The organism is Mucilaginibacter endophyticus (genome assembly GCF_003351025.1).
GTDB lineage: Bacteria > Bacteroidota > Bacteroidia > Sphingobacteriales > Sphingobacteriaceae > Mucilaginibacter > Mucilaginibacter endophyticus.
In genome coordinates this window covers 440,889-462,564 of record NZ_QPCG01000004.1, presented here as the reverse complement: position 1 = coordinate 462,564, position 21,676 = coordinate 440,889, and the positions used below count along the sequence as shown (strand labels likewise).

Annotated in this window: 21 protein-coding genes and 1 tRNA gene; 13 read left to right on the top strand and 9 right to left on the bottom strand. The window is 43.0% G+C overall.

All coding sequences use genetic code 11. The annotated features are described in order from the left end of the window. Positions 1-66: 66 nt before the first annotated feature. Positions 67-534, top strand: a complete 468-nt coding sequence (locus DUL71_RS18875; protein WP_114939553.1) for a hypothetical protein — start codon at positions 67-69, stop codon at positions 532-534. Positions 535-781: 247 nt separating this feature from the next. Here DUL71_RS18875 and DUL71_RS18870 read toward each other — a convergent pair. Both DUL71_RS18870 and DUL71_RS18865 read right to left on the bottom strand, forming a co-directional pair. Next, a tRNA-Pro gene (locus tag DUL71_RS18870) sits at positions 782-855 on the bottom strand. A gap of 108 nt (positions 856-963) precedes the next feature. Beyond that, positions 964-1,686: a hypothetical protein gene (locus tag DUL71_RS18865; RefSeq protein ID WP_114939552.1), complete on the bottom strand. Its 723-nt coding sequence runs from the start codon at positions 1,684-1,686 to the stop codon at positions 964-966. Positions 1,687-2,117: 431 nt separating this feature from the next. Between DUL71_RS18865 and DUL71_RS18860 the strand changes: the two genes are divergently transcribed. From DUL71_RS18860 to DUL71_RS18835, 6 genes are all read left to right on the top strand, one after another. After that, entirely contained in the window at positions 2,118-2,546 is a 429-nt protein-coding gene (locus tag DUL71_RS18860) for a hypothetical protein (RefSeq protein WP_112568248.1), read from the top strand. A 217-nt stretch (positions 2,547-2,763) separates the two neighbouring features. Then, positions 2,764-6,093 carry a DUF4175 family protein gene (locus DUL71_RS18855; RefSeq protein ID WP_114939551.1) on the top strand — a complete coding sequence of 1,110 codons (3,330 nt, stop codon included), beginning with the start codon at positions 2,764-2,766 and terminating at the stop codon, positions 6,091-6,093. 1 nt (position 6,094) lies between these two features. Then, entirely contained in the window at positions 6,095-6,517 is a 423-nt protein-coding gene (locus tag DUL71_RS18850) for an ATP-binding protein (protein WP_112568252.1), read from the top strand. After that, positions 6,517-6,942 carry an rRNA maturation RNase YbeY gene (ybeY, locus tag DUL71_RS18845; RefSeq protein ID WP_114939550.1) on the top strand — a complete coding sequence of 142 codons (426 nt, stop codon included), beginning with the start codon at positions 6,517-6,519 and terminating at the stop codon, positions 6,940-6,942. The genes DUL71_RS18850 and ybeY overlap by 1 nt, the downstream gene beginning before the upstream one ends. Before the next feature lie 43 nt (positions 6,943-6,985). Continuing rightward, positions 6,986-7,501 (top strand): glutathione peroxidase, encoded by a 516-nt coding sequence (locus tag DUL71_RS18840; protein ID WP_091210258.1) that lies wholly within the window; start codon positions 6,986-6,988, stop codon positions 7,499-7,501. A gap of 482 nt (positions 7,502-7,983) precedes the next feature. Further along, positions 7,984-8,865: a DMT family transporter gene (locus DUL71_RS18835; RefSeq protein ID WP_114939549.1), complete on the top strand. Its 882-nt coding sequence runs from the start codon at positions 7,984-7,986 to the stop codon at positions 8,863-8,865. Between the two features lie 138 nt (positions 8,866-9,003). On the opposite strand, the gene DUL71_RS18830 is transcribed toward DUL71_RS18835, so the two are convergent. Then, positions 9,004-9,444 carry a nuclear transport factor 2 family protein gene (locus DUL71_RS18830; RefSeq protein ID WP_114939548.1) on the bottom strand — a complete coding sequence of 147 codons (441 nt, stop codon included), beginning with the start codon at positions 9,442-9,444 and terminating at the stop codon, positions 9,004-9,006. 126 nt (positions 9,445-9,570) lie between these two features. Between DUL71_RS18830 and epsC the strand changes: the two genes are divergently transcribed. Genes epsC through DUL71_RS18815 form a run of 3 tightly spaced genes read left to right on the top strand, consistent with a single transcriptional unit; the run spans position 9,571 to position 11,512 of the window. Continuing rightward, a complete protein-coding gene (epsC, locus tag DUL71_RS18825; protein ID WP_114939547.1) occupies positions 9,571-10,401 on the top strand; it encodes a serine O-acetyltransferase EpsC in 831 nt (276 codons plus the stop codon). A 25-nt stretch (positions 10,402-10,426) separates the two neighbouring features. Next, on the top strand, positions 10,427-11,299 hold the full coding sequence (gene cysM / locus DUL71_RS18820) for a cysteine synthase CysM (RefSeq protein ID WP_114939546.1): 873 nt from the start codon (positions 10,427-10,429) through the stop codon (positions 11,297-11,299). A gap of 15 nt (positions 11,300-11,314) precedes the next feature. Next, positions 11,315-11,512, top strand: a complete 198-nt coding sequence (locus DUL71_RS18815; protein WP_112568264.1) for a DUF5808 domain-containing protein — start codon at positions 11,315-11,317, stop codon at positions 11,510-11,512. Between the two features lie 161 nt (positions 11,513-11,673). Here the strand turns inward: DUL71_RS18815 and DUL71_RS18810 are convergent, their stop codons facing one another. Next, on the bottom strand, positions 11,674-12,279 hold the full coding sequence (locus DUL71_RS18810) for an HAD family hydrolase (protein ID WP_114939545.1): 606 nt from the start codon (positions 12,277-12,279) through the stop codon (positions 11,674-11,676). Positions 12,280-12,349: 70 nt separating this feature from the next. Here DUL71_RS18810 and DUL71_RS18805 point away from each other — a divergent pair, with 70 nt between their 5' ends. Together DUL71_RS18805 and DUL71_RS18800 are read left to right on the top strand one after the other, a co-directional pair. Then, positions 12,350-12,535 carry a hypothetical protein gene (locus DUL71_RS18805; RefSeq protein ID WP_208645597.1) on the top strand — a complete coding sequence of 62 codons (186 nt, stop codon included), beginning with the start codon at positions 12,350-12,352 and terminating at the stop codon, positions 12,533-12,535. After that, the gene (locus tag DUL71_RS18800; protein ID WP_114939544.1) at positions 12,523-12,831 is read left to right on the top strand and encodes a type II toxin-antitoxin system RelE/ParE family toxin; all 309 of its coding nucleotides are present in this window, start codon (positions 12,523-12,525) and stop codon (positions 12,829-12,831) included. The genes DUL71_RS18805 and DUL71_RS18800 overlap by 13 nt, the downstream gene beginning before the upstream one ends. On the opposite strand, the gene DUL71_RS18795 is transcribed toward DUL71_RS18800, so the two are convergent. From DUL71_RS18795 to thrA, 4 genes are all read right to left on the bottom strand, one after another. Further along, positions 12,832-13,188 carry a hypothetical protein gene (locus DUL71_RS18795; RefSeq protein ID WP_114939543.1) on the bottom strand — a complete coding sequence of 119 codons (357 nt, stop codon included), beginning with the start codon at positions 13,186-13,188 and terminating at the stop codon, positions 12,832-12,834. It lies immediately after the preceding gene. A gap of 188 nt (positions 13,189-13,376) precedes the next feature. Then, positions 13,377-14,687 carry a threonine synthase gene (gene thrC, locus DUL71_RS18790; protein ID WP_114939542.1) on the bottom strand — a complete coding sequence of 437 codons (1,311 nt, stop codon included), beginning with the start codon at positions 14,685-14,687 and terminating at the stop codon, positions 13,377-13,379. Between the two features lie 200 nt (positions 14,688-14,887). Next, positions 14,888-15,886 (bottom strand): homoserine kinase, encoded by a 999-nt coding sequence (locus tag DUL71_RS18785; protein WP_114939541.1) that lies wholly within the window; start codon positions 15,884-15,886, stop codon positions 14,888-14,890. Positions 15,887-16,058: 172 nt separating this feature from the next. Further along, the gene (gene thrA / locus DUL71_RS18780; RefSeq protein ID WP_114939540.1) at positions 16,059-18,509 is read right to left on the bottom strand and encodes a bifunctional aspartate kinase/homoserine dehydrogenase I; all 2,451 of its coding nucleotides are present in this window, start codon (positions 18,507-18,509) and stop codon (positions 16,059-16,061) included. Between the two features lie 772 nt (positions 18,510-19,281). Here thrA and rsgA point away from each other — a divergent pair. Beyond that, a complete protein-coding gene (gene rsgA, locus DUL71_RS18775; RefSeq protein WP_114939539.1) occupies positions 19,282-20,202 on the top strand; it encodes a ribosome small subunit-dependent GTPase A in 921 nt (306 codons plus the stop codon). Between the two features lie 245 nt (positions 20,203-20,447). Here rsgA and DUL71_RS18770 read toward each other — a convergent pair whose 3' ends face one another. Next, the gene (locus DUL71_RS18770) at positions 20,448-21,641 is read right to left on the bottom strand and encodes a serine hydrolase domain-containing protein (protein WP_114939538.1); all 1,194 of its coding nucleotides are present in this window, start codon (positions 21,639-21,641) and stop codon (positions 20,448-20,450) included. Between the last annotated feature and the right edge of the window lie 35 nt (positions 21,642-21,676).

Genomic DNA, 21,676 nt, shown 5'->3' with positions numbered 1-21,676 from the left:
GGCTTTCTCAAATCGTAAAAGCGCAAACAAAATCATCAGTTCCAGCCTCATCTATCCGTTTGAGCTTTGGGGCAGACGCTGGGTTACCCACCGGAAGTTATTAATGACCTTTATAAATGGAGCCTGGGTGCCTCTGTCCAGGCGGAATTTCCTAAAGCGGACCGTTTGGCAGTAACGGCAAACGTTGGCTATAATAATGTTTTTGGGAAAAGCATCAAAGGCAACAATTTTAACCTTGACGTAACTGATATTCATCGTTCGCCGCTGAAAGCTGGGCTAAAATTTTATGCCTGCCAAAATTTTCATGTTCAGGTTGATGCCGGCGCCTCTTTTCTTCTGAACAAAAATGAGACAGGATATACAAAAACAGCTGCTTTTGTATATGCGCCTCAAATCAGTTATTTATTTTCACTTTCGCCCAAAAGCGCAATCGACCTTGGCGTACGCTTTGAAAGCTCAATCAGATACCCCGATATCAACGGATCAACAATCCATTTCTTTAGCTTAAGAGCAGCCTATTCTTTTGGCCTCTAAAAGTCCAAAAAAGTCGTGATGGGCTAATCTAAGCCTAAATCAATACGTGAAATTATCGGAGTCGAACTGATCAACTCATTCTTTTCATCAATATTTCACCATAATTCTTGAAAGCAATTACTATCCTAAACATTTAAAGTCATTTTTGATAAAAAAACCTATCAAAGAACAATGAAAAAGTTAGACCCATGTTAGACCTCAAAAAAACGACCTATGATTAAGAAATCATAAGTCGTTGATTTTCAAGTCGGGATGGCGGGATTCGAACCCACGACCTCCAGCACCCCATGCTGGCGCGATACCGGGCTACGCTACATCCCGATTTAAGTATAGCCGGATTGCAAATATAATTGTTGTGAGTATTATTCAAAATGCAAGCATCAAAAAGGACGCTTTTGATTTTTTACCGGATAACAAAGTGCGATACCCCTACTTTTTTGCCAACAGCTCGCTATAAGTAAACGCGAATTTTCCGGATAGTTTTACAGGAATCCCAAGTTCGTTGTATTGTACCTGGCCTGTTGCTTTTATCTCTTTTGGCCGACTACCATCCAATGGATTAATGAGGTAGGTCATTGAAAAATCGGCTCCGGTTTTAAAGGAGTTTTCAATGGCATCTATCATCGCCTGGCGATACCGGGGATCAACAACTGTAATTGTTTCATCAAAAACAGGCTTGGCATTTTCTGAAAAGCCGCGGATCCGCAAACCATATTCTGAAAGTGTAACCACACCGCTGCTGTAATCCAGCGACCAGTCCCAGGGATTATGGTCATAATTTATGGTTAATTCAAGGCAATCCAATATTTCTGATAGCTGATCATTAAGCCTGTCAGATTTCATGTACGAAAGTTCTAACTCTTCTCCCTGTGCCAATAGTTCTTTTTTCAGGATAGCTATTTCATCAGTTAAATTGGCATTTGTTTTATATAAGGCCCTGGCTGAAGTATCTGTAGTCCGCTGTGTCAGTTTTTCTTGTTCGGCAGGTGTATTAGTAACAAGCTGTAGTTTATAGGTTTTCTTTCGCCGGGTTAAAAAAATGTTGATGTATAAGAGGCAAATGATAATGCCATAAAATACAATGTTTTGCCAAACGTTACCCACACTAAAATAGTTCAATATAGAAGCATCCAGGTGATTAGGTGTAGTCATGATAGGGGATCGGCTAAGTGAATGCAAGATAATAATTAACTATACGCTTAACAACCCGTTAAATCACCTATTTTACGTTAATTTAATATATTAAAATTAATCGGTAGTTAATTCGGCTGGAAGAGGTTTAAATGAGCCAATTACGTCGTTAATTGCACATCTGAGCTTCTTTTATCGGAGACGACTTCAAATTAATATTCCTGTATGTATAACAGGAAAAATTCTGTTAATACCTGGATAATTTTTAGTAAAAAAATCAGTTCTATATTTTACCGATAAGCCTGTTAAAGCAATGTGTTGCTTTTAATTATTATTGTTTTATAGCTGTTAAACATGATAGCGCTATTTATACATAAGGGAAATTGCCTGCAAGTGAGAGCTATTGTTATTTTATTGCTTGCTATGTATATTGTTGGCGTACTTAATAAATTATGAACAGGTCATTTACGTATAGCTTAAAGGTTTGGCTGATGCTGGTTATTGTGGCCCCGCTGCTGCAATTGGTTCTATCGTGGTTTATTATTCAGAATCCTCAAATAAGCCTTGTTGATGAGATAAGGAAAGATTACATCATTTTTGCCGATATGATTTTGCTGGTCACTATTCCCTTTGCCTTTATATTTTGGATGGCTGTTTATTATTTATCAAAAAAAAGAGATCCGCTTTATATCAAAACCGGTTTAACCACAGCTATTCTCATCATTACTGTACTCTCCTTTTTTGAATTACTTTTCGAAAAAAAAGTTTCGGCTATATCTTCTGTTGCGGTAATTATATTCCCATATTCAATTACAGGTATAGCTGGCATCTGGCTCCATAAGCTCGAACCAGAAATGGTTGAGGAAGAAGAAAGGGCGTAGAACAAAAAAAGCGGAATTATCCTTAAATTGCTATGTTCTCCCGGTTTACAACCGGACCTATCCTGGTAAATCGGGCTAATCATTTTTTATTGTCATAAAACAGTTAACATTTTATTATTATTGCTTTAATTTTTTAACTTAAACCAACACGTATATATTTAATACATTGCTTTTGCGTTTAACTAAAGTGTGTATTTGACATTTTTTCACCTGTACCATGGCCTCGACAGAAAACTATGAAATTTTGCTTGGCAAAATCAATATTTTCACCCGGAAGTATTATTTCAATAATTTTCTGCGCGGATTAATATTTTTAGGTGCCGGTCTTTTCACCGCTTATGTGGTTGTAACCCTGAGCGAATATTTTGGCAATTTTAGCATTCTGCTGCGCACCATACTTTTCTACTTTTTTATCCTGCTTAATACCGTATTGGTTTGTTGGTTGGTTTTACCCTCGTTGCTGGCCTGGCTTAAATTGGGCAAAACGCTAACGCATGATGAAGCGGCCGAAATTATAGGCAGGCACTTTAATGATGTTCATGACAAATTGCTCAACACCCTGCAACTAAAAAAGCTTGCTGCCGAAGATGAGAACCACCGAGCCCTCATCGAAGCCAGTATCGACCAAAAGATAGAAGCACTTAAACCGGTGAGTTTTCCGTCGGCCATCAACCTTAAGGAGAATACTAAGTATTTAAAATGGGTCCTTGGTCCGCTGGGGGTAATCATTATCATAGCATTAGCGGCGCCATCGGTACTAACCGAAAGTACCAAGCGGCTCATCAGGCATAATGAATACTTTGTGCCTGCCGCCCCGTTTAAGTTTATTGTGTTGAACAAAACCCTGTCGGTTGTTCAGGGGAATGATTTGAAGGTTGATATTAAACTGGAGGGCGATAAGTTGCCTGCCGATGTCTATGTTGAAGCCGGTGAAAATACCTTTAAGCTGGATAAGGATAACATCAGCCGTTTTCATTATCAGTTTAGCAATCTGCAGCAAAATACAAGGTTTAAATTATCGGGTAACGGTTTTAGTTCGGTGGTTTACGAGATCAAGGTGAACCAAAAGCCGGCATTGCTTCATTTTGACGTCGAGCTGAATTATCCCGCCTATCTGCATAAAAAAAATGAGAAGCTGTTAAATGCCGGCGATTTAACTATCCTGGCCGGTACAACGGTGAACTGGCAGCTGCATACACAATATGCCAGCGCGCTGATGTTTGATATGAATGGCCAAAGCCGCCCGGCAGTGCAAAACGGTACCGATGTGTTTGAGCACCGCGAACGGGTGCTTAAAAATTCTGTTTATAAACTTTTACCGGTTAACGCACAAGTAAATCAAAGCGATTCGGCTTCGTATCGTATTAATGTTATTACTGATGAAGCTCCTTCGATTATGGTTGATGAGAAGCCGGATTCGGTAAGTATGAAAGCCTTTTATTTTAATGGCAAGATCCAGGACGATCACGGGTTTTCGTCGCTAACGTTTCATTATACTATTGAAGCCACCGGTAGTAGCAAAACAAAAGAGTTTACCAAAAAAGTTAATGCTGATTTGGCCCAGACACAAACAGATTTCTTTTATTACTGGAACCTGAAGGAAATGGGCATCAATCCGGGCGACCATGTAAGCTACTTTTTTGAGGTTGCCGATAACGACGAAGTGACCGGACACAAAACAGCCCGTACAGCAAAACATACACTAAATGTCCCTGACAACAAGGAGATTAACCAACAGTTAAACGCAGGGTCAAAAGCTATAAAAGAAAAAATGCAATCGGCCATTAAATTAGCCGGCCAGGTTGAGCGCGATGCGCAAAAGCTAAATCAGAATCTGCTAAACAAAAACACGCTCTCCTTTGATGAGAAAAAGCAGGTGGAAGACCTGATGCAAAAACGCAAAGACCTGGAAGATCTGGTAAAGGATATCCAGGCCGATAACAAAAAGAATTTATACAACCGCCAGGAAAATCAGCAGCAAACGGACGAGATCATGGCTAAGCAAAAACAGATAGAGGATCTGTTTAATAACGTGCTTGATCAAAAAACGAAAGAGCTGCTTCAAAACCTGCAGCAAATGCTTAATGAGCAGCAAAAAGATGCCACCCGCGATGAATTATCTAAAATGCAGATGGATAATAAATCATTGAAAAAGGAGCTGGACAGGGTGTTGGAATTGTACAAAAAACTGGAGTTTGAGCAAAAACTGAATCAAAACCTCGACCAGCTGAATAAACTGGCAGATCAACAGCAAAAACTATCCGAAGAAACCAAACAATCCGGGGCCGATCAGAAGAATTTGCAGCAGCAGCAGGATAAACTGAAACAGGATTTTCAGGATGTAAAGAAAGGCTTTGACGAATTACAGAAAACCAACGATCAGGCTGAGCGAAAATCTGATTATCAGAACCCCGAAAAAGAAACCAAAGATATTGAGCAGCAGATGGATCAAAGCGCCGGTGATCTGCAAAAAAAGGATAATTCAAAGGCTTCAAAATCGCAGCAGCAGGCAGCAAAACAAATGAAAGCGCTTGCCGCCAAAATGCAAAAGGATAGTGACGAGGGCGAATCAAAAGAAAATGCTGTTGACGCGCAGCAGTTAAGGGAATTGTTGAAAAGCCTCGTTAACAGCTCATTTAACCAGGAAAAGCTGATGCAAACGCTTAAAAACACTAATCCTACAGATCCATCATATGTTACTTTGTCGCAAAGCCAGAAGGATATCAAGGATAACCTGAAAACCGCAGAGGATAGTTTGTACGCTATCAGCAGGAGGGTACCGCAGATCCAGTCGACTGTAAACAAGGAGATAGCCAGTATTAACGAACATATTGATCAGGCCCTTGAGCAGTTGGGCGACAGGCGCACGCTTGAAGCAAACCGCAATCAGCAATATGCCATGACATCTATGAACAACTTGGCCCTGATGCTGAGTGAGGCGCTGGAACAAATGCAAAAAATGATGAACAAGGGCGGTAAAGGGGGCAAGGGTAAGCAACAATCAATATCGCAACTGGCTAAAATGCAGCAGCAGCTTAGTCAGAACATGCAAAAGGCCCGCGAGCAAATGCAGCAACAGGGTAATCAGGGTAAAGGCCAGCAGGGCAATAGTGGCAGCATGAGCGAGCAGTTTGCTAAAATGGCACGTCAGCAGCAGATGATACGGCAGGCATTGCAACAAATTGACAGGGACGAAAACAAAGACGGCACCGGAGGATTGGGCAATTTGGATAAAATTTCGAAAGAAATGGAACAAACGGAACGTGATCTCGTAAACAGGAGGATTACAGATGACGCGCTAAAAAGGCAGCAGCAGATACAAACCCGATTATTAGAGGCCGAAAAGGCCGAGCAGCAAAGAGATCAGGATCAGCAACGGGAGAGCAATGCGGGCAAGGATTTGCCACCGGGTTATATAAAAGCACTGCAGGGGTACCAGCAACAAAAAGCGAAACAGACGGAGCAGATCAGAACAGTATCTCCGGCACTTAATTTGTATTATAAACAAAAAATAAAATCTTACTTTGATCAACTTAACGCCAAATAATATGGAAGAGGCAAATGTTCAAACCAGCGAGCTATACACGTTGCAGCTACCGTCAAAACCGGAGAGCATAGCGTTGCTTGAGCAGCTGATAGAAGAAATTGCTGATAAATATCATGTTGAAGAGGATACCTTCGCCAATATGATGACCTGCCTTAATGAAGCGGTTATTAACGCCATCATACACGGTAACAAACAGGATGAGACTAAAAAGGTGATTGTTAATGCGGAAGTAGAACCGAAACGTATTATCTGGACCGTTACCGATGAAGGCCCCGGCTTCGACTATAATAACCTTGCCGATCCTACTGCCCCCGAAAACCTGGAGAACCTTACTGGCCGCGGTGTGTTTATCATTAAACACCTTGCCGATCAATGCATTTTCAATGCCTCGGGTAATGAAATTGAACTTCACTTTAAGATCTGATGCCCGCTATTAATTTTTTTGAGGAAGACACTACCTTTAAGCCGAAACAAAAAGCACTATTAAGACAGTGGATAAAGGACACGCTAACTGCTGAAGGCTTTAAACTGAAAGAGCTTAATTACATTTTTTGCTCAGACGCGTACCTGCTGCAAATAAACCAGCAATATCTTGATCATGATACTTTTACCGATATCGTAACTTTTGACAATTCGGAAGTGGAGGGCGATATTGTTGGTGATATTTTTATCTCGATTGACCGGATCCGTGAAAACGGCGCCAAGTTTAAAACCGGCGAAACCAACGAACTGCACCGTGTTATTATTCACGGGGCCCTGCACCTTTTAGGTTATACCGATAAAAGTGTTGTTACAAAAGAAAAAATGACACAAAAAGAAGATGAGTACTTAGCTAAAAGGAATTTTTAGCTTTACTTTTATGCTGGATTATTAACAATCAATTGTAAAAACCATGAAAACACTGGCACTCATCATCGCCTTATTATTTGCTGCTGCACCATCTTCAGTATATGATTTTAAACTGAAAACTATCGACGGCAAGGATTTTAGCTTAGCTAAATACAAAGGCAAAAAAGTATTGATCGTAAACACCGCCTCAAAATGCGGCTTCACCAAACAATACGCCGATCTGGAAAAACTGTCTGAGCAATACAAAGGCAAGCTGGTAGTAGTAGGCTTCCCGGCCAATAACTTTGGCGGTCAGGAACCAGGTACAAATCAGGACATCAAAACCTTTTGCAAAGAAAACTTTAACGTAAAATTCCCGATGAGCGGAAAGGTTAGCGTTTTAGGTTTGGATATCGATCCCTTGTTCCAATACCTGACAACAGCTCCAAACCCAGATTTTACCGGCGACATTAAATGGAACTTTGAAAAATTCCTGATAGACGAAAATGGCAAACTGATCCACCGTTTCAGGTCACAAACAACTCCGCTATCTGAGGATATTACCAAATACCTGAACTAAGCGTTTTGTTATTGAAGAAATGCAGGCCCCGGCGATAGCCGGGGCTTTTTTTATTAACAGAAATTAAAAAAAGCCGACGTCATTTCGATAGAGCACGGGAGGAGTGGTGCGTAGGGCGAAAGAGAAATCTTATACGCCATAAACTGCTTGCGAGGAAAGGACAGTTTGATCCGATTTTTAGTGTCAAAACAACACAATGTATTGGCGCAATAAAACTTTTTCCTATCTTTGGCTTATCAACAAATGATAACAGCAAACATTAAATATGGCGCCAAAGAGAATCTCAAATCTCTTATCCGGACATTTTTGGTCTCGGAGCCTTTTTTTAATGATCCACCATTCTTTCTTTTTTGCTAATCAAAATCAGTTGTAGTGCAACTGTATTTGATCCTTTTTCAACGCCATTTTCAAAACAATTTAATTTAACGCGGGCAATCATATGCATCGTTGTGTTTGCCCGCTCAATCTTATTTTAGCAAAAAATGAAAAAAACATTTGTTCTGTTACATATAGCTGTAGTTCTTGCCGGTTTTACCGGCGTGTTCGGGAAACTTATCTCTTTAAACGAATATTTACTCACCTGGTACCGCACCCTGTTTTCTTTTTTATTCCTGTTGGTTATTGTTTGGATTCAAAGGCCGCAGTTTAACCACTCACGGGCCAGCATTTGGGAAATGGGGAAGGCCGGGTTATTGATAGCCTTTCATTGGGTGTTTTTTTATGCCAGCATCAAATATTCAAATGTGTCTGTAGGCGTAGTTTGTTATTGCCTTACCAGTTTCTTTACAGCGTTCCTGGCCCCGCTTATCAACAGGAAGCCGTTTAACATAACCGAGCTTCTGTTAAGCACGCTTACATTGGCTGGCATTGGTTTGATCTTTCATTTCGATACTTCGTTCCGTACCGGGATTGTACTTGGGATAATATCATCTTTCCTGGCATCGCTGTATACTATTTTTAATGAGCGGCTGGTTAAAAAGTATGATGCCACGGTGATGAACATGTACCAGATGCTGACCGGAAGCGCTGCTTTAACTATAGTGCTACCGGTATATCTGTATTTCTTCCCGTCAAAAACAATATTGCCGGGTACATTAGACATAATGTACCTGCTCATTCTGGCGCTTTTTTGCACCGTTGGGTTATATGTAATGGTGGCTGAGGTTTTAAAGAAGATTTCTGCCTTTACGGTCAACCTAACCTTTAACCTGGAACCAGTTTATAGCATTTTACTGGCGATGGTTTTATTCAATGAATCCCGCCAGCTTAATGTATCTTTTTATGCGGGGCTGTTAGTAATCATCGTTTCTGTGATATTGCAGGCGGGATTAAGCCGGAGAAAAAGGATAGAGGCAGACTTATAGTGTAAACTCAGACTTACGAAGTTTTTAAAACTTCGTAAGTCTTCAAAAAAGGTGTCATACTGAGCGCGTCGAAGTATGGCGGGTAGGCCTCTACGCATGAGTCTTCGACAGGCTCAGACTGACACCCTCTTTGCCCATTCAACTCTGCTCCGAGACTCTTGCCGCAGCCTTCGCCGGTAAATCCATATTACCATCCTGCTTAATAAGGTTAAGTTTATGCTTGGTGACGATCCATTTGCCATCGGTTTCAATAAGCTCGGTATCATAAGTGCCTTCCACAATCCATAGCTCGTCGCCAATAAAATGATCGGCCTTGCCATAATAATGCACCAGGGCTACCGTGCCGTTTTGCATCACATAAAAATCGGCCAGTTGATGGTGGGTTCTGTCAAAGCCGGGCAAGAGGCCCCGCCATGCGGCAATAATATCGTTAGATGACGCAGTGCCGGCCGGGTTTCCGGTCATGGAGCTATAATCAAGCTCTACGTTTTCGGCAAACGCGTTTTTAACTTTGGCCCAGTCCCGTTCATCTGCTCCGCTAAACAGGGCTGTTACTGTGGCAATTATTTGATCTTTCATAGGTTGGGTATCGATGTTTTTATAACCAAATATCAATTATCCAGCTCATTTTACATATTAACAACAATCTTTTATATAAACTTGTACTGTTAATGGTTGTTTTCCCAAAACAGCCCACCATAAAACATGAGTCAGGATTTTTATCAACATATTTTTGCTAAACAGCAAAACCTGGAGGCTGTGCCTTCAAACCGTGAAATTACGGCCTGGGCGCTTAAAGTGATCCATTTGCTGTATCCCGAACAAACCGGCAAACAGTTTGCTTCGGTAGATGAGCTGAAGGATGAGTTTTTAAGGCTTGAGAATGAACTGTGCGAAATTATGCATGCCACCAAGGCCTGCAGCAATTGCGATACCTCAAAACTGTCAAAAAAATTCTTTGAGGGGCTTCCCGAATTATTTCGTGTGCTGAATACCGATATCCAGGCTATTTTTAACGGCGACCCTGCTGCCCGCAGTGAGTTTGAAGTGATCCGTACTTATCCGGGCTTTTATGCCATTTCGCTTTATCGTGTGGCGCACAGCCTTTATGTTGATGATATTCCTTTGCTGCCGCGGATCCTTACCGAATACGCGCATTCAAAAACAGGGATCGACATTCATCCTGCTGCCAAAATAGACGAGTATTTCTATATAGATCATGGCACCGGTATTGTTATTGGCGAAAGCTGTATAATAGGCAAGCATGTAAAATTATATCAGGGCGTTACCCTCGGGGCCTTGAGTGTAGATAAAAGCATGGCGAATACCAAAAGGCACCCCACAGTTCAGGATAATGTAGTAATTTACTCAGGTGCTACTATTTTAGGCGGAGAAACCATTATTGGGCACAATAGTGTAGTAGGAGGGAACGTTTGGCTTACCAAAAGTTTGCCACCCAACTCAAAGGTTTATCATGCCCCAAATCATAGGATTTTGAAAAGGCTGAGCATAAAACTGTTCGGGCACAAAAAATAGAGCATTTACTTAATAAAAATATACAATGGCTGGATTAATAGACCTGATAGGCAATACGCCTATGGTAGAAATAAAAAAGCTGAATCCGAATCCCAAAGTGCAGATCTTCGCTAAGCTGGAGGGAAATAACCCGGGGGGCAGCGTGAAAGACCGTGCTTCCCTCAACATGATCAGGAGCGCCATTGAGCGCGGCGATATCAAACCCGGCACCAAGCTGATTGAAGCTACAAGCGGTAACACGGGTATTGCGCTGGCGATGATAGCCCGTTTATTTGACTTGGAGATAGAACTGGTTATGCCCTCAAACTCCACCCGCGAGCGTACGCTTACCATGGAAGCCTTTGGTGCTAAAGTTACCTTGCTGGAAGGAATTGAGCTTTGCCGCGATTATGCCGAAGAAAAAGCCGCTACCGGCGAATATTTTCTGCTGAACCAATTCGCCAATCCGGATAACTATATGGCGCACGTGAAAACTACCGGCCCCGAGATCTGGAAGGATACCGAAGGCAAGATCACCCACTTTGTAAGCGCTATGGGTACAACAGGTACAATTATGGGCTGTTCGAGATATTTGAAGGAGCAAAATGCCAATGTGCAGATTGTAGGTTGTCAGCCCGTTGAGGGTTCATCGATCCCGGGTATCCGCAGGTGGCCGGAAGAATACCTCCCTAAGATTTTTGATGCTACTCGGGTTGACCGGGTGATGGACATCTCCCAGGAAGATGCCACTCAAATGGCCCGCCAGATGGCTAAAGTAGAAGGTGTGTTTGCAGGGATGAGCAGTGGTGGGGCGCTATCAGCTGCTATAAAGCTGGCCCAGGAACTGGAAGAAGGCGTAATCGTATTCATCTGCTGCGACCGTGGCGACAGGTATTTAAGCAGCGAGTTGTTTGGATAATACTACCCTTTAATTATGGAGCCTACAGAAGACCTTAGCAATTACAAATACGGTGTGTTTTATTACAACAAGGATGACAACCGTATAATCGTACCCAAAAGAATTAAATACCTCGGCTGGACGCTGAATTTTGCCCGGCCGGTTAGCTATTTGATTATGGGCATATTATTGGCGCTGGTAGTTGTAGCGTGGATAATAGCGCCAAGTAAGTAGTTTGCGCGTTGAGACACCTCAACTTCATGTCATTGCGAGGAACGAAGCAATCTCGTAGCCATACAGATTGGAAATGCATTTGCTACGAGATTGCCACGCTATCGCTCGCAATGATATTTTTTATCCGGAGGCCGTGTCCCCACAGCCGCCTTGAACAGTTTTTATAATACTCCCAGGCCTTTTAACTCAACCTCCAAAATCTCTGCTGACGTAAAGTGAGTACTTTTGATCCCCATTTTTTCGGCTGCTAATATATTGCGATAATTATCGTCAATAAATAAAGCTTCGTTGGCTTTTACATCATAACGATCAAGTAAGAGCTGGTAAAAAGCAGGTGATGGCTTTCGCATTTTTTCGGCGCCGGACATTACAATGCCGTCAAACCAGTTCAAAAAAGCATAACGCTCCAAGGCAAAAGGGAAAGTTTCGGCCGACCAATTGGTTAACGCATAAATCGTGTACCTACCGCTTGCTTTTAATTGTTTAAAAATTTCAACTGTGCCATGAAGTGGTTCGCCCAGCATCTCAACCCAGCGCGAATAGAAAGCCCGAATGTTAGCTTCGTGTTCGGGATGTTGAGCAACAAGCAGATCAGTACCTTCCTGTAGCGACCGCCCGGCATCCTGTTCTTCATTCCAGTCGGATGTACAGATATTGGCCAGAAAATCTTTCATTTCCTGCTCATCGGTAAACAGGGTGCGATATAAATAATGCGGGTTCCAATCAATCAGGACAGCGCCCAGATCAAATATGATAGTGTTGATCATGCTATGTAAAAACTTAAAGCTAATAAACACTTTAAATTTTAATTAGTAAATTTAGATTATTAAATAGTTAATGATGTTGACGAAAGAAGAAGTGTTGAAAACGGTAAATGAGCTGCCCGGAGAATTTAGCTTTGAAGAGATATTAGACCGGTTAATGCTATTGAATAAAATCGAAATTGGTATTGAGCAATCAAACAAAGGCGAAGTTCTTTCGACAGATGAAGCAAAGAAAAGCCTGGGTAAATGGTTGAAATAAACTGGACTAAACAGGCTGTTAAAGACATTGATAACATAGCCGAATTTATAGCCAAGGATTCAGAGCATTACGCCCAAATACAGGTTCAACGCTTACTATTAAGCGTTAAGCCATTGGAACGATTCCCGAAAAGAGGTAAAGTTGTTCCCGAAAAACAAGATCCTTCAATAAGAGAGGTGCTTGTTGGTAGTTATCGGGTGATTTATAGAATTGTAAGCAAAACCAGAATAGATGTGCTTACCGTTCATCACAGCAAACGATTACTTAAAAACAGCCCTGCCTTCAAAACAAAATGATCATTTCTTCTTCGGATGGGTTTCATGAACCTCGGCCTTGGTAACCACCGAATCTTTCAGGAAAACAACAAGTGTTTGGGTGTAAGTTAATACTCCCTTGTCGTATTTCCTGTCAAGGTCATACACCATACTGTCCTTGCTGCTTAACTGCGGTCGGTGAAGCAGGTGTATCACCTGTTGATATTTAAGATTGTTGAGCTGCTTGCTGGCTATCAGGTCATCAACCAAGGCTGGCCGGTACGCAAATGTTATCCCGTCGCCATCATCCCATTTATCACGGTCGAACTTTTGTTTACGGTTGCAAGCGGTAAGGCCAACTGCCACAAGGCAGATAAATATCAGGTTTTTGTTAAGCATTTTATATTTCGGTATTGAATCAGACGCTGGCTGTGCCTTCCCAACGATGTCATTGCGAGCGATAGCGTGGCAATCGCACGGAGGCAGAGCGGATCTGCACAGTTTGCGATTGCTTCGTTCCTCGCAATGACATGTTGGTGACGGGCCTCCTTGCAGAAGCCTATTTCCAGCATCTAAAAATACTGAAATTAATCAACCCCTAAAAGGTAGCCTTTAAAATCAGCAAAATCTTTACTGATGGCTATAGCCAGCTTAGTTTTTGATTCCAGTTCTTTTACCTGTTCCGGTACGTCAATTTTAGCAGCAACTTCCTCACTGAAAACATCCGGGAATTTACAAGGGTGCGCGGTTGAAAGGAATACGCCTGTGGTATCAGCGGCGGCGTGGTCTTGTTTATAATCGGTTAGGGCCTGCCATGCAATAGCCGTATGCGGGCAAACTACATAACCGTAATTGTCAAATACCCAGTTAATGGCTTTTACAGTTTCCTCATCATCATATTTAAAGCCAACAACCAGTTCTTTAAGGGCTTCGGTATCGTTTTTAAACAGATTGGCAATACGTACCCAGTTGCTTGGGTTACCTACGTCCATCGCGTTTGAAAGCGTAGCTACCGATGGTTTGGGCTGATAAACGCCGGTTTTTAAAAACTCAGGTACGGTATCATTAACATTGGTAGCCGCGATAAACTTTTCGACAGGTAAGCCCATTTTCCAGGCTAACAATCCCGCGCCAATATTGCCGAAGTTGCCGCTTGGTACCGAGAACACTACTTTTTTAATGCCTTGCCTTAACAATTGCGCGTAAGCATTGAAGTAATAGAATGTCTGCGGAACCAGGCGTGCTATATTGATAGAATTAGCCGATGTAAGGCGGAACCTCTCGTTCAGCTCATTATCAACAAAAGCTTGTTTTACCAATGCCTGGCAGTCATCAAAAGTGCCGTCAACCTCTAACGCGCGGATATTTTGGCCGTTGGTGGTTAGTTGCTGCTCTTGTACGCCGCTCACTTTGCCTTTTGGATATAGGATAGTTACCCGGGTATTTGGAACGCCTAAAAAGCCAAGGGCAACGGCACCTCCGGTATCGCCGCTGGTAGCAACCAGCACGTCCAGTTGTTTTTCGCCGGGCTCAAGGAAATAGCTCATGACACGGCTCATAAAGCGTGCGCCAAAATCTTTGAACGCCAATGATGGTCCGTGGAAAAGCTCAAGGACGTAAACCTTGTCTTCCAGCTTTACAATAGGGGCAGGGAAATTAATAGCTTCATCAATTAAGGCTTTCAGGTCTGCCTCCGGTATAGCGTCACCAAGCAGGTTTTGGGCTACTTTAAAAGCAATTTCGGGCAGAGAATATTTATCAAGGTTATTGATAAACTCATCATCCAAACGCGGGATAACATAAGGCATATACAGGCCTTTATCCTGCGGCATGCTGTTAAAAACCGCGTCTTTGAACGATACTTCGGATAGGGTATTATTGGTACTGTAGAGTTTCATTTTTTGATTTCGGAATTCGGATGTTCGATTTCGGATTTAATTTCAATTTATGGATTTCTCCATCTCGTCATTGCGAGGTACGAAGCAATCGCGAACTATACAGGGCGAACCTGCTAATCGGAGATTGCTTCGTACCTTATAATGACATGGCTTTTATTGTTTTGACCTAAAACTTACGACTCTGGACTTAAGACTTAAAACTATCCCAAAACCTTAGGCCCTGCGTCATTAATGGTTGATACGTAACTGTTTGAGCCGATCTTTAACGCGGTTAAATGCTGTTGCAACTTTTGAGTGATGGTACGGGCGGTTGCTTCATCTTTAGTAAAGGCAAAAACCGAAGGGCCTGAGCCTGATATGCCAAAGCTCACGGCGCCAAGTTCCATGGCCATTTCGCGCATTTTATAAAAGTCGGGTATGAGCATAGAACGTACAGGTTCAACCAGCACATCTTTCATGCTGCGGCCAATCAGGTCGATATCCTGCATAAATAAACCGCTCACCAGGCCGGCAATATTGCCCCACTGTGTTACAGCATCCTTCATCTGGATATTTTTGCGGATAATCTGACGCGCTTCCCTTGTTGGTACATCCACATCCGGGAATACGATAGCACACCACAGGTTTTTAGGATGCGGCAGCCTTACCACATCAAGCGGCTCGTAACTGCGGATCAATACAAAACCACCAAACAGGGCAGGAGCAACGTTATCCGCGTGACCATGACCGCAAGCCATTTCTTCGCCTTTCATGGCAAATGGTAACAGGTTTATCGGGTCGGCATCATCACCTAATAATGTTTTGATAGCAAACAAACCGGCAACTGTACTGGCCGAGCTTGAGCCCAAACCACTGCCGATAGGCATTTTTTTATGCAACTCGATATCCAAACCAATATCGCTACGGCCAACACTCTGTAAATAATGCTGAACACTAACACTTACCGTGTTTTTTGCCGGATCAAGGGGCAGACGACCGTCATCGCCGGTAATTTTGCTGATGGTGATACCCGGTTTTCCGGTCAGGCGCATGATTACCTCATCACCAGGCTCATCAACCGCGAAACCCAGTACATCAAAACCGCAAACCACATTGGCCACAGTTGCCGGAGCAAAAACGTGGATGCTCTCCCGGCCCCCACCCACTGAAAGAGGAGCCAAAGGTGCAGGGGCTAATTCTTGTAACTTATTATCTTCCATTATTCAAAATATCAAACTATCATTCGTCGCTTTTAAGCTGCGCCTGTGCGATTCCCCTCTTGAGAGGGGTGGAGGGGTGTGTTTCTGTTTTTTGCTTATCGCTTGGATAACACACCCCTGCTTTCGCTCATTTCCTGCGCGCCCCCTCTCAAGAGGGGAGCGAAAACGGCTTTTAATTCGCGCCCACGTTTATTAAATCAGCAAATACGCCGGCGGCGGTTACTTCGGCACCTGCGCCAGGGCCTTTTACAACCAGTGGGCGCTCGCGATACCTGTCGGTAGTAAAAGATATAATGTTATCACTGCCCGACAGCATGTAGAACGGATGGTTTTCATCAACCATTTGCAGGGTGATACTTACTTTACCATCTTCCAGCTTACCGATGTAGCGCAACACGCGACCGTCTTTTTCGGCTGCATCTTTTAGTTTGGCAAAATGCGCGTCTTCGGTTTTAAGGGTCGCATAAAAATCTTCAACGCTTTTAGCTTCCAGACTTGCTTTTGGCAATACGCTTTCTATTTGTACGTCACTTTCTTCAAGGGCGTAACCGGCATCGCGGGCCAGGATGAGCATTTTGCGCATAAAATCCTTTCCGCTCAGGTCATCACGAGGATCTGGTTCGGTATAACCTTTGTCTTGCGCCTCTTTTACCACATCGTGGAAATTGGCATCACCCTTAAAGTTATTAAAGATGAACGATATAGTGCCCGAAAGTATTGCTTCGATGCGCTGCACCCTGTCGCCGCTGTTCATCAGGTTTTTAAGGGTATTGATGATAGGCAGACCTGCACCAACGTTGGTTTCGTAAAAGAAATCGACGCCATGGGCGCGGGCGGTATCTTTAAAAGTACGGTATTGCTGATAGCTGCCCGAGTTACCTATTTTATTACAGGTGATCACCGAGATATTGGCTTTGAAAACCTCTTCGTAAAAACCAATTGGAACCGGGCTTGCAGTATTGTCGATAAATACACAGTTTGGCAGGTTCATTTCTTTCATCCGATTGATGAACGATTGCAGATCGGCCTCGTAAGGGGAGGCCTGTAGGTCATCCTGCCAGGTATCTAACGAAATACCATCACTGTTGAATGTCATTTTGCGGGTATTGCTGATACCAGCTATTTTAACCTGGATGCCGTTATTGTCTTTCAGATACTCGCTGTGGGCGTTAAGTTGGTTAAACATTGTTTTGCCGATGTTACCGGTGCCCAAACAAAACGCGTGCAGGGTTTTGGTAAGCTGCACAAAGAAAGCGTCATGCACGGCGTTCAAAGCCTTCGATAGGTCGTTAGCTGAGATGATCACCGAGATATTATACTCTGAGGAACCCTGAGCAATAGCCCTTACGTTTACACCATTACGGCCAAGCGCATGGAACAATTTGCCCGACATGCCCGGCGTTTGTTTCATGTTTTCGCCTACGATTGCCAGGATAGCCAGATTTTTTTCGATTACTAAATGCTCCAGTTTTTTGGCTGCAAGCTCTAACTCAAACTCCTGCTCTATAACTTGTTTAGCCTTTTCGGTATCCTGTGGCTGAACAGCAAAGGTGATGCTATGCTCAGATGATGACTGGGTGATCAGGATCACGTTGATCTGCTCGCGGGCAAGCAGGGAGAATAAGCGGCCACTAAAGCCCGATTTGCCCACCATGCCGCTACCTTCTAAATTGAGGATGCTGATGTTATTGATAGAGGAAATACCTTTGATTGGCAGGGTAGAGGCCTTGCAATCGTGACGGATCACGGTACCAGCAAACTCCGGTTCAAAAGTATTTTTGATAACGATAGGGATCTTCTTTAAGAACGCCGGGATCATGGTTGGCGGATAGATCACCTTGGCACCAAAGTATGAAAGCTCCATAGCTTCGGTATAAGTAAGCTCGGTTAAAGAGAACGCTTTTTTAACCATGCGCGGATCGGCGGTCATCATGCCGTTAACATCTGTCCAGATCTGGATTTCCTGGGCATTTAACGCCGCGCCGAAGATAGCAGCAGTATAATCAGAACCACCGCGACCTAAAGTAGTGGTTTGCCCGGCATCGTTTGAGGCGATGAAACCGGTAACGATTAATGTTTTGCCTTTATTTTCGGCATACAGGCCCTGTACCAGTCTTTCGGTAAGCTCGGTGTTTACCTTGGCATTGCCGAAAGCGCTGTCGGTTTTGATCACATCAGCGGCATCAACAAACAACACATCGCCAAAGTGCTGGGCTGCAACTTTGCTCACCATGAGGGTTGAGCAGCGCTCGCCGAAGGCCAATACCTGATCGCGCGTTTTCGGGGTAAGTTCGCGAAGGGTAAGCACGCCCTGTAAAAGTTCTTCCAGTTGGTTGAAGTGAATTTTTAAACGGGTAAGCGCCGGGTTTTGGTTTTGAACATCCAAAAGGGCTTTTACCGTATCAAAGTGGCGTTTTTCCAATTCGGCCAAACCGGCGGTGAACTCTTTACCGTTTGCCGCGTCTTCGGCCATAGCCGAAAGCAGGTTGGTTACGCCGCCCATGGCAGATAATACCACCACCGGCTTCTCTTCATTTTTTACTTCATCCTTCAGGATGCTTAACAGGGTTTGGATACTGGCTGCGGATCCAACGGAAGTACCTCCGAATTTTAAAACTTTCATTTATGGTTTAGTAATCGTTCTATAACAAAAAAAACCTTCCTCTTTGTGGAGGAAGGTTTTTCTTTTGGTTTCATTTTTTATGTTTTTACACCATACGATTATCTTCCTCCGAGGTTTATGCCGGTGGTAATAATAATTGTAGTAATGGTGTTGTTAATTGTCATATATAATGTCTGTAAAGTAAGTAGATTATTTTTTAATAAGCAAGGATTATTTTACAAATTATGATTTTCGTAATAATTATCAGGTAGTTGGGTAAGTAAATGATGGATTTGATAATGAGGGTGATAAGTAAAAGGTTTTATCAGCGGCAAGTGTTGTTGAAGATTTGCACAGGGTGTTGAAGACTTACGAAGTTTCAAAAACTTCGTAAGTCTGGATCTAATTAATGAGGATGATAAATAAAAGATTTTATAAACAGCTACCCGTGGTTTAAGATGTACACGTGGCGCCTACGGAGCCGTTATTTGTTGAGCGGATTTGCTATAAACACGATACTCCTACGGAGTGCTAATACAAGAACAGAATGCAGTAAGAGTATCGTATTTGTCGGAAATATGGTCCCGTCAAAAAAAATTTGCAGGTATTGTGATACTCCGGTTATAAGTTTACAATAGGCAGAACTCCGAAGGAGTATCGTGTTTATAGCCAAAATGTAACTTCACATCCGGCTCCATAGGAGCCCCGTGCTTCTGAATGCGATTTTCGGGCGATTACCTTCCTGGCTAAAAAATCCGCAATAAATTTAATTTGTTACTTTTGAAGCTTGAATATGCAGGGATTAATAACAAAATCAACCGGAAGCTGGTACCAGGTACAAACCCCCGATGGGCAAAAGATAGATTGCCGCATCAAGGGCAAGTTCCGTATAAAAGGTATTACTACCACCAACCCCATAGCTGTTGGCGACGTGGTTGATTTTGAAATGGAGCCCGACCGTGAAGATGGTGTGATTACCAATCTGCATCAACGCAAAAATTATATCATCCGTAAGGCAATTAACCTGAGCAAGCAGGCCCAGATCATTGCTGCCAATCTCGATCAGGCCATACTGGTAGTAACGCTGGCTTCTCCACGAACCTCCCTCGGTTTTATTGACCGTTTTTTGGTAACCGCCGAAGCCTACGATATCCCGGCAAGATTGGTATTTAACAAGCTGGACCTTTTCAGCGACGAAGGTCTGGAGATTTTAGCCGATTACAAGGCTATTTATGAAGATATCGGTTATCCCTGTTTTGAAGTTTCAGCCATTGAAGGCACAAATATCGACCAGGTACAGGATCTGCTGAAAGATAAGGTAACCCTGTTTTCCGGTCACTCGGGTGTAGGTAAATCCAGCCTAATTAATGCGCTGCTGCCCGAGCTTGAGCTACGTACACACATGATATCCGACTGGAGCGACAAGGGTATGCACACCACTACCTTTGCCGAAATGTTTGAACTGCCACAGGGTGGCTTTATCATTGATACCCCCGGCATTCGCGAACTGGGCGTTATCGACATTGAAAAACCGGAGCTTGGCCATTTCTTCCCAGAAATGCGCGAACGCATGAACGAATGCCGTTTTAATAATTGCCGCCACATTAACGAACCCGGCTGCGCCGTACTTGAAGCTTTAGAAGAAGGTGAGATTTCGCCGACACGTTACGATAGTTACCTGAGTATTTACAACGGCAACGACACAAGAGCCTGATTTAGAAGCAAGACTGTTAGAGTCAGGAAGCAGGAAAAAGAACCAGGATTTTTGGAATCAAGAGACAAGAAAGCAAGCTTTTTTTAAGCAAGGCCTCGTTAAAAAATATGTCATTGCGAGCGCAGCGTGGCAATCTCGTAGCCAATGCATGACCGATCTGTATAGTTACGAGATTGCTTCGTCGTTCCTCCTCGCAATGACATTGTTTTTTAGACTGATGATCACCGCGCTATTTTTAGGTTTACTTACTTCTTCTCTGCTTCCTTCACCAACACATCAACAATAGCCTGCTTATTAGGCAGATATTTATTAGTTAGGAACAAGCCTCCTTTGCCAGTTGTGGTATTAAAAAACAAATATGTCCCAACGCCCGGATCATCACCATCATGGCCAATAGTGCCGTTGGTATATAAATTCCAGAAAATGCCTTTATTGCGGTAGGTTAAATTGATGTTTTTAGGAGGATGCTCTTTGCTGAACTGCGCTGTAAACATAGCCTGATATGATGCTTCGGTTAGCAGTCTTTTGTCATGCCTGGCAATCGCCATCAAATACTTGCTCAAATCTTCAGGCGAAGTCTTGAGGCCACCGTCGGGATAAGTAACCAGGTCATATAACGGAAACCGGTTCTTGAGGTCGAGATACAAATAGGCGTGCTTTTTTAAATCTATATCTGATACATGCCAGCCTGAATGGTCCATCTTTAGTGGTTTAAGAATATATTTCCTGGTGAAATCCGCGTAAGTAAGTCCCGATTTAATCTCGATAAGATATGCCACCAGCGCCGAACCAATGTTGCAATATGAGGACGTGCCTCCCGCGGGCCCTTCGCCAAAATTGGCTTTGCCGTAATACTGGCCTTGTGGCGATAAATAGTTGAAAAAGAATTGCGCAAGGGTAGTATCCTTTAGTTTATCGCCAAAGCCCATCTGATTCAGCGTGTTTACCGAAACACTGTCATAAGCCCTTAGTTTAGGATAAAAGTGATAGCTGTAGTGATAAATTTCGGGGTTATCAACAATGCCCGATGTGTGGTTGGTTAATTCCCTGATGGTTATTTTTCCGTTGGGATCATTAGGATTGGTTACTTTGAAGGGCAGCACATCGTTAATATCTGTTTCCAGCGTAAAATACTTTAACTCGATAGCTTTCATCAACGCTACGGCTATAACAGTTTTGCTCACCGAGCCAATGTTTTGAACCGTATTGGCCGAATAAGGAACCTGATTAGCTATATCGGCATAACCAAAACTGTGCGAATAAGTAATTTTATTACCATCGGTCATGATCACATACATGCCAGGCAGGCTTTCCTTCGTAAAAGTCTGCTGCAATTTAGTTGTTAAAGAATCTGGGTTGGTTTGTGCTGCAATGACGTTTGACAGCAGCACGAAGGTCAGAATGGAAAGAAGTGTTTTCAAGGTTTTATAGGTTTTCATATGTCTATATTACAACAAAGAATATGTAAACCCCT